Annotated in this window: 6 protein-coding genes; 4 read left to right on the top strand and 2 right to left on the bottom strand. The window is 68.6% G+C overall.

The genetic code is table 11. The annotated features are described in order from the left end of the window. Positions 1-65 precede the first annotated feature (65 nt). Positions 66-2,741: a bifunctional [glutamate--ammonia ligase]-adenylyl-L-tyrosine phosphorylase/[glutamate--ammonia-ligase] adenylyltransferase gene (gene glnE, locus G3N93_RS29080; protein ID WP_374196522.1), complete on the top strand. Its 2,676-nt coding sequence runs from the start codon at positions 66-68 to the stop codon at positions 2,739-2,741. Between the two features lie 116 nt (positions 2,742-2,857). Here the strand turns inward: glnE and recN are convergent, their stop codons facing one another. After that, positions 2,858-4,507 carry a DNA repair protein RecN gene (recN, locus tag G3N93_RS29075; RefSeq protein ID WP_174939271.1) on the bottom strand — a complete coding sequence of 550 codons (1,650 nt, stop codon included), beginning with the start codon at positions 4,505-4,507 and terminating at the stop codon, positions 2,858-2,860. Between the two features lie 19 nt (positions 4,508-4,526). After that, positions 4,527-5,429, bottom strand: a complete 903-nt coding sequence (locus tag G3N93_RS29070) for an NAD kinase (protein ID WP_122944533.1) — start codon at positions 5,427-5,429, stop codon at positions 4,527-4,529. Between the two features lie 131 nt (positions 5,430-5,560). Between G3N93_RS29070 and hrcA the strand changes: the two genes are divergently transcribed. From hrcA to G3N93_RS29055, 3 genes are all read left to right on the top strand, one after another. After that, on the top strand, positions 5,561-6,583 hold the full coding sequence (gene hrcA / locus G3N93_RS29065; RefSeq protein WP_031399637.1) for a heat-inducible transcriptional repressor HrcA: 1,023 nt from the start codon (positions 5,561-5,563) through the stop codon (positions 6,581-6,583). A gap of 147 nt (positions 6,584-6,730) precedes the next feature. After that, complete coding sequence (gene hemH, locus G3N93_RS29060) at positions 6,731-7,795, top strand: ferrochelatase (protein ID WP_174984138.1); 1,065 nt, start codon at positions 6,731-6,733, stop codon at positions 7,793-7,795. A gap of 84 nt (positions 7,796-7,879) precedes the next feature. Further along, positions 7,880-8,256 (top strand): RNA-binding S4 domain-containing protein (locus G3N93_RS29055; RefSeq protein ID WP_206134508.1); only part of this gene is annotated, 377 nt, incomplete at its 3' end.

Here is an 8,256-nt window from a genome sequence, read left to right as displayed (position 1 = left end):
GGTGGCGTCATGTGATCGGCGTGGTGGACCGAGAGCCTGTGCGACGCGAGCTGTTTTTTCTGTTAATGATGCGGCGACCACAGAGACCTACACGCTGGCGCACGCTCTGGCCCTACACGACGCTCTTCCGAGCGAAGCGCGCACTGCGGCAACTGCGCGCCGAGGCATTCGGCGCGGTGGCGGAGCGCGACCTGCGCGGGCTGGCGGACGTCACCGAGGTGACGGGCGCGATGACCGATCTCGCGGAAGTGGCCGTGCAGCGCTCGCTCGCGCTGCTGTCGACCGAGCTCGAGGCGCTGTACGGCGAGCCGCGCGGCGCCGACGGCCAGCGCGTCGTGCTCGGCGTGGTCGGGATGGGCAAGCTCGGCGGCCGCGAGCTGAACGTGTCGTCGGACATCGACCTGATCTTCGTCTACGAGGACGACGGCGAGACGACCGGCGGCGCGCGCTCGCCGCTGTCCACGCAGGAATATTTCACGCGGCTCGGCCGGCGGCTGATCGGCGTGTTGTCGGAAGTCACAGCCGACGGCTACGTGTTTCGCGTCGACATGCGGCTGCGTCCGAACGGCGATTCGGGGCCGCTCGTCTGCAGCCTCGGCATGCTCGAAGAGTATTTCTACGTGCAGGGGCGCGAGTGGGAGCGCTATGCGTGGATCAAGGGGCGGCTCGTATCGGAAGGCGACAGCGACGCAGCGCAGCGGCTGGAGTCGCAGCTCGAGTCGATCGTCAAGCCGTTCGTGTACCGCCGCTATCTCGACTTCGGCGTGATCGGCGCGATCCGCTCGCTGCACCAGCAGATCCGGCAGGAAGCCGCGCGCCGCGCGTCGATGCGGCCCGACAAGGCCGACGACATCAAGCTCGGGCGCGGCGGGATCCGCGAGATCGAGTTCAGCGCGCAGGTGTTCCAGCTGATCCGCGGCGGTCAGGATGCGGAATTCCGCGTGCGGCCGACGCTCGCGGTGCTGCGCCATGCGCAGGCGCGCGGGCTGATCGGCGAGGATGTGCGCGCGGGCCTGACCGACGCCTATAACTTCCTGCGCACGCTCGAGCACCGGCTGCAGTACCGCAACGACGCGCAGACGCACGCGATGCCGGTCGAGCCGGACGAACGCGCGGCGCTGGCTGCATCGCTCGGCTTTGCCGACTATGCAGCGCTGATGACGGTGCTGGATGGCCACCGCACGTTCGTCGAAGCGCAGTTCGACCAGATTTTTGCCGACAAGGCGAGCGGCGCACCGTGCGCGGCCGGCGACGACACGGCCGCCGCGTGGATCTGGAGCGGCGCGCTGGCCGACGACGGCGAGGACGACGCACTGGTCGCGCGTCTCGACGGCCTCGGCTTTACCGATCCGGCCGCGGTGCTCGGCCGGTTGCGCGCGATCTGGCAGTCGTCGCGCTACTCGGGCCTGCCGGAAAAGAGCCGGCAGCGCTTCGACAGCGTCGCGCAGCGGGCGCTCGACGCCGCGCCGAAGATCGACGCGGCGCGCCGCGACGATACGGTCGTGCGCCTGTTCGACCTGCTCGAGACGGTCAGCCGGCGCGGCGTCTATCTCGCGCTGCTGACCGAATATCCGGCCGCGCTCGACCGCGTGCTGTCGGTGCTCGGCGCGACGCGCTGGGGCGGCGGCTACCTGATCCGCCATCCGCAGCTGCTCGACGAACTGCTCGACGACGAGGCGATCGCGAGCCCGTTCGACTGGCCCGCGTTCAAGGACGCACTGCGTGCGCGCCTTGCCGCGGCCGACGGCCCCGAGCAACAGATGGACCTGCTGCGGCACGCGCAGCACGCGGAGGTATTCCGGATCCTGCTGATCGATCTCGCTGGGCAACTGTCGGTCGAACACGTGAGCGACCGACTGTCGGAACTGGCCGACGCGGTGCTCGACGTGACGATCGAAGTCGTCTGGTCGCAGCTCGCGAAGCGCCATCGCGACGTGCCGAAGTTCGCGGTGATCGCGTACGGCAAGCTGGGCGGCAAGGAGCTCGGCTACGCATCGGATCTCGACCTGATCTTCCTGTACGACGACGCGGACGAGCGCTCGGCGGACGTCTACACGACTTTCACGCGGCGGCTGATCACGTGGCTCACCACCGCGACCGGGGCGGGCGCGCTGTTCGACATCGACCTGCGGCTGCGGCCGAACGGCGAGGCCGGGCTGCTCGTCACCGATCTCGACGCGTTCCGTCGCTACCAGTTGCGCGAGGGCGATGCCGCGAATACCGCGTGGGTCTGGGAGCACCAGGCGCTGACGCGCGCCCGTTACAGTGCGGGCGACGCGCAGATCGGCACAGACTTCGAGGCGATTCGCCAGCAGGTGCTGACGACGCCGCGCGACGGCGGCGTGCTCGCGAAGGAAATCGTCGACATGCGCGGCAAGGTGTTCGCCGGCCACCCGAACCAGACCGAGCTGTTCGACCTGAAGCACGATCGCGGCGGGATGGTCGACATCGAGTTCATCGTCCAGTACTGGGTGCTGCTGCACGCGTCGAGCGACGCCGAGCTGATCCGCAATACGGGCAACATCGCGCTGCTGCGCGAGGTCGCGCGCTTCGGGCTGATGGGCGAGGACGAGGCCGAGCGGGTCGGCGCGGCGTACCGCAAGTACCGGAAGCTGCAGCACAAGCTGCGACTCGACGGGATGGAGAAGGCGCGGGTCGATCCGGCCGTGGTGGCCGACGAGCGGGCGGCCGTGACGGCGCTATGGACACGCGTGTTCGGGGCGGTTGAAACGGATAATTGAAACGGCCGTTCGATGCGGTGCGGCAGGGCGGGCGAGATCGCGCCGCCATGCCAAAAAAAGACCGGCGCGTGCGCCGGTCTTTTTGCATTCGATGAACGGAAAACGGATGGCCGGCGTCAGGCCGCCAGCATTTCCTTCGCGTGCTTGCGCGTCGTGGCCGTGATCTCGAGCCCGCCGAGCATCCGCGCGACTTCCTCGATCCGGTTGGCGCGATCGAGCGCGATGACCGACGACACCGTGCCGCCACGGTCGTCGGAGCCCTTCGCAACCTGGAAGTGGTGGTCGCCGCGCGCGGCGACCTGCGGCAGGTGCGTCACGCACAGCACCTGGCGATCGCGCCCGAGCTGGTGCAGCAGGCGGCCGACCACTTCGGCGACACCGCCGCCGATCCCCGTATCGACTTCGTCGAAGATCAGCGTCGGCGTCGGGCTTGCCGCGCTGGCGATTACCGCGAGCGCGAGGCTGATCCGCGCGAGTTCGCCGCCCGACGCAACCTTCGCGAGCGGCCGTAGCGGCACACCAGCGTGCCCGGCGACCCGGAATTCGACCTGCTCGAGCCCGTGCGGGCCGCCGTCGGCGAGCGGCACGAGCGCGACCTCGAAGCTCCCGCCTGCCATCGACAGCTCCTGCATGCCGGCCGTGACGGCCGTGCCGAGCGTCTTGGCGGCCTGGGTGCGTGCCTTGGACAGATGCCTGGCGTCGGCGAGATAGGCTTCCCGCGCCTTGGCCTGCACCGCTTCGAGCGCGCCGAGATCGGCGGCCGCATCGAGTGCGGCGAGCTGCGCGCGGCGGGCCGCGTGTTCTTCGTGCAGCGTGTCGGGCGGCAAGCGGAACTTGCGGGCGGTCGAGTGCAGCGCATCGAGGCGCGTTTCGACCTGCGCGAGCCGTTCGGGATCGAGATCGACACGCTGCGCATAGTGCGACAGCGAATAGACGGCTTCCTGCAGCTGGATCTCGGCCGGTTCGAGCGACGCGAGCGCGTCGCCGAGCGTGGTGTCGTAGTCGGCGAGGCTGCGCAGCTTCGACACGATCGCGCCGAGCTGCGCGAGCATCGCGTCGTCGGACTCGGACAGTGCGTTGAGCGCGCCGCGCACGCCTTCGATCAGGTTCGCCGAATGCGACAGGCGCTTGTGCTCGTTGCTGACTTCGTCCCATTCGCCGGGCTGCGGCGCGAGCTTGTCGAGCTCGGCGAGCTGCCAGGCGAGCTTTTCGCGTTCGAGCTGCAGCTCGCGCTCGTGCGCTTTTGCGGCCTCGATCGCCTGCGTCGCGTCGCGCCACACGCGCCATGCGCGCGCGACGTTTGCGGCGTCGGCGACGAGCCCCGCGTGCGTATCAAACAGCTCGCGCTGCGCGTCGGGCCGCATCAGCAGCTGGTGCGCATGCTGGCCGTGGATGTCGACGAGCATTTCGCCGAGCTCGCGCAGTTGTGCGAGCGTTGCGCTGGTGCCGTTGATGAACGCGCGCGACCGGCCGTTCGCGTCGATCACGCGGCGCAGCATCACGGTGTCCTCGGCGTCGAACGCGTGTTCGTCGAGCCAGCGCGCGACGCGGTCGTGCTGCGTGAATTCGGCGGTGATGTCGGCGCGGCCGCAGCCGATGCGCACGACGCTCGCGTCGGCGCGTTCGCCGAGCGCGAGGGCAAGGGCGTCGATCAGGATCGATTTTCCGGCGCCGGTTTCGCCGGAAAAGACGGAAAAGCCGCTGTCGAATTCGAGATCGAGCGCGGCGACGATGACGAAGTCGCGGATCGAGAGGTGGCGGAGCATGGTGTCGGGCGGAGCGGCGTCAGGACGCCTTGTCGTCTTCGTTCGAGGCGTGTTCGTTCCAGTGCAGCTTCTTGCGCAGCGTTGCGTAGTAGCTGTAGCCGATCGGGTGCAGGAACGGCACCGTGTGCTTCGAGCGGCGCACTTCGATCGTGTCGTTCAGTTCGAGCGCGGTGAACGACTGCATGTCGAAGTTCACGTTGACGTCGCGCCCGCCGACGATCTGGATCGCAATCTTTGAATCGTCGGGCAGCACGATCGGCCGGTTCGACAGCGCATGCGGCGCGATCGGCACGAGCACGATGCCCGCCAGTTGCGGATGGAGGATCGGGCCGGCCGACGACAGCGCGTAAGCGGTCGAGCCGGTCGGCGTGGCGACGATCAGGCCGTCCGAACGCTGGTTGTACATGTACCGGCCGTCGACCGATGCGCGCAGCTCGACCATCCCGGAGAAGCCGCTGCGGTTCACGACGACGTCGTTGAAGGCGATCGCGTGGTAGATCGGTTCGCCGTCGCGCATGATTCGGGCTTCGAGCAGCGCGCGCTCCTCGCGCTCGAACTTGCCGGACAGGATCACCGGGACGAGCGCCTGCATGTCGGCCGCCGCGATATCGGTGATGAAGCCGAGCCGCCCGTGGTTGATCCCGATCAGCGGCGTCTTGTACGGCGCGAGCTGACGGCCGATGCCGAGCATCGTCCCGTCGCCGCCCAGCACGACCGCCACGTCGGCGCGCGCCCCGATTTCGGCCGGGGTCAGCGCCGGGTAGCCGGTGATGCCGATCTCGCGCGCGGTCTCGGCTTCGAAGACGACCTCGAAGCCCCGCTTGGCGATGCAGGCGGCCAGCGTGGCGAGCGGCTCGGCGATGTTGGGCGTGTTGCTCCGGCCGACGAGCGCGACAGTGTTGAACTGATTACCGGTTTTCATGCCGGCATTACACCATAGCTCGTTGACGAAAAGAACCGGCTGTGCGCAGGCGGGGCCGGATCGGGCCGGCCCGCGCAACGGTAGCCGACGCCACTCGCCGCGGTCGCGCGGTTGCGCTAAAATTTTCCACCATGCTAGATCCTCGCGCACGAACCCTCCTGAAAACCCTGATCGAACGGTATATCGCCGACGGTCAGCCAGTCGGATCGCGCACGTTGTCCCGTTACTCCGGGCTCGAGCTGAGCCCGGCGACGATCCGCAACGTGATGTCCGACCTGGAGGAACTCGGCCTCGTGTCGAGCCCGCACACGTCGGCCGGCCGCGTGCCGACGCCGCGCGGCTACCGGCTGTTCGTCGACACGATGCTGACGGTCGAGGCGCCGATCGACGCCGAAGCCGTCGCGCGGCAGGTGCAGAACACGCTGCAGGCCGGCGAGCCGCAGCAGCGGGTCGTGGCCGCCGCCGCGAGCGTGCTGTCGAACCTGTCGCAGTTCGCGGGCGTCGTGCTGACGCCGCGCCGCAGCCACGTGTTCAAGCAGATCGAGTTCATGCGCCTGTCGGACAAGCGCATCCTGCTGATCATCGTCACGCCCGAGGGCGACGTGCAGAACCGGATGCTCGCGACGCCGCGCGATTACTCGCCGTCGCAACTGACCGAGGCGTCCAACTACATCAACGCGCATTTCGCCGGATTGTCGTTCGACGAGGTGCGCCGCCGCCTGCGCGACGAGATCGACCAGTTGCGCGGCGACATGACCGCGCTGATGCACGCGGCCGTGACGGCCAGCACCGAGGTGCCCGACACCGAGGACACCGTGCTGATTTCCGGCGAGCGCAACCTGCTCGAGGTGGCGGATCTGTCGTCCGACATGGCGCGGCTGCGCAAGCTGTTCGACGTATTCGACCAAAAGACGGGCCTCCTGCAACTGCTCGACGTGTCGAGCCACGCCCAGGGCGTGCAGATCTTCATTGGCGGCGAATCGACGCTCGTGCCGATCGAGGAAATGAGCGTCGTCACCGCGCCTTACGAGGTGAACGGGCAGATCGTCGGCACGCTCGGCGTGATCGGCCCGACCCGCATGGCGTACAACCGCGTGATACCGATCGTCGACATCACCGCGCGCCTGCTGTCGCTCACGCTGAGCCAGCAGTAGCCCGCCATCGCTAGCCCGATCCCGCCCCGTCATCGTGCCGCGACACTGCGTAAGTAGGCAGTCGGCCGAACGGCCAGCCGACCGGTGCGGGGCGGCCCGCTATAATTGAGAGCCGTCCGGTCCCGTGCCCCGAGCACGTAATTGCCCATGCGTTTCGATCTTGAGCCGCCTTCGAGCACCGCGGCTGCCCATCGCATCGGTGTGCTGCTGATCAATCTCGGCACGCCCGACGCCCCTACGCCGCGCGCGGTGCGGCGCTACCTGGCTGAATTCCTGTCGGATCCGCGGGTCGTCGAGATCCCGCAGGCCGTCTGGCAAGTGCTGCTGCGCACACTGATCCTGCCGCTGCGCGGCCGTGCGTCCGCCAAAAAATACGCGGCGGTCTGGATGCCCGAGGGCTCGCCGCTGCGCGTGCACACGGAGCGCCAGACGGACAGCGTGCGGCATCTGCTCACGTCGAACGGCTATCACGTGACGGTCGACTACGCGATGCGCTACGGCAGCCCGAACATTTCGCACGCGCTCGCGCAGTTCAAGCGTGCGGGCGTCGAGCGCGTGCTGCTGATGCCGATGTATCCGCAATACTCGGCGTCGACCACGGCCACGGCCTTCGACGCCGCTTTCGACGCGCTCGCGCGCATGCGCAACCAGCCCGAGGTGCGCACGGTGCGGCACTACGCCGACCATCCGGCCTATATCCATGCGCTGGCCGAGCAGGTGCGCCAATATTGGGCGCAGCACGGCCGGCCCGATTTCGCGGCCGGCGACAAGCTCGTGCTGAGCTTTCACGGCGTGCCGAAGCGCACGCTCGACCTCGGCGACCCCTATCACGACCAGTGCCAGCAGACGGGTGCGCTGCTGATGGCCGCGCTCGGGCTGTCGACGACCGAATGCCGCGTCACGTTCCAGTCGCGTTTCGGCAAGGCCGAATGGCTGCAGCCTTACACCGCGCCGACGCTGCGCGAGTTCGGCGAGGCCGGCGTGCGGCGGGCCGACGTGTTCTGTCCCGGTTTCACGGCCGACTGCCTGGAGACGATCGAGGAGATCGGCATGGAAGTGCGCGACGAGTTCCTCGCCGGCGGCGGCAAGGCGTTCCACCGCATTCCGTGCCTGAACGGCGCGCCCGCGTGGATCGGCGCGCTCGGCGAGATCGTCGCCGAGAATCTGCAGGGCTGGCCGGTCAGGGCCGCGCAGCCCGAAACGGTGAGCTGAGATGAAACGACCCCCACGCTCACTTCGTTCACTGCCCCCCGAGGGGGCGGTCAGCCTCCTTGGGGCGGCCCGGCGGAGGCTGCGATGAATTACAAGATATCGACCGAACCGGGCGCGAAGCTGCGCATCGACAAATGGCTATGGGCGGCCCGGTTCTTCAAGACGCGCTCGCTCGCGACCGATGCGGTAGACAAGGGGCACGTGAAGATCGGCGGCGCGGCGGTCAAGCCGGCGAAGGAAGTGCGCGTGGGCGACGAGGTCGAGATTGCGATCGACGGCATCGTCTGGCACATTGCCGTGCTTGGCGTGTGCGACGTGCGCGGGCCGGCGAGCGTCGCGCAGACGCTCTACGCGGAAACGGAAGCGGGGCGGGCCGCGCGGCTCGCCGAACTGGAGCGGCGCCGCACGTATCGCGAGCCGGCGGCCGAATTGCACGGCCGGCCGACGAAGCGCGACCGGCG

The sequence above is a fragment of the Burkholderia sp. Se-20378 genome, from assembly GCF_017104665.1.
Taxonomy (GTDB): domain Bacteria; phylum Pseudomonadota; class Gammaproteobacteria; order Burkholderiales; family Burkholderiaceae; genus Burkholderia; species Burkholderia lata.
This window is presented reverse-complemented; position numbering and strand designations above follow the sequence as displayed.

Coding starts and splice junctions, on each gene's coding strand:
- hrcA (WP_031399637.1), top strand. CDS start 5,561: ATGCTAGATCCTCGCGCACGAACCCTCCTGAAAACCCTGATCGAACGG.
- recN (WP_174939271.1), bottom strand. CDS start 4,507: ATGCTCCGCCACCTCTCGATCCGCGACTTCGTCATCGTCGCCGCGCTC.
- G3N93_RS29070 (WP_122944533.1), bottom strand. CDS start 5,429: ATGAAAACCGGTAATCAGTTCAACACTGTCGCGCTCGTCGGCCGGAGC.
- hemH (WP_174984138.1), top strand. CDS start 6,731: ATGCGTTTCGATCTTGAGCCGCCTTCGAGCACCGCGGCTGCCCATCGC.
- glnE (WP_374196522.1), top strand. CDS start 66: ATGATGCGGCGACCACAGAGACCTACACGCTGGCGCACGCTCTGGCCC.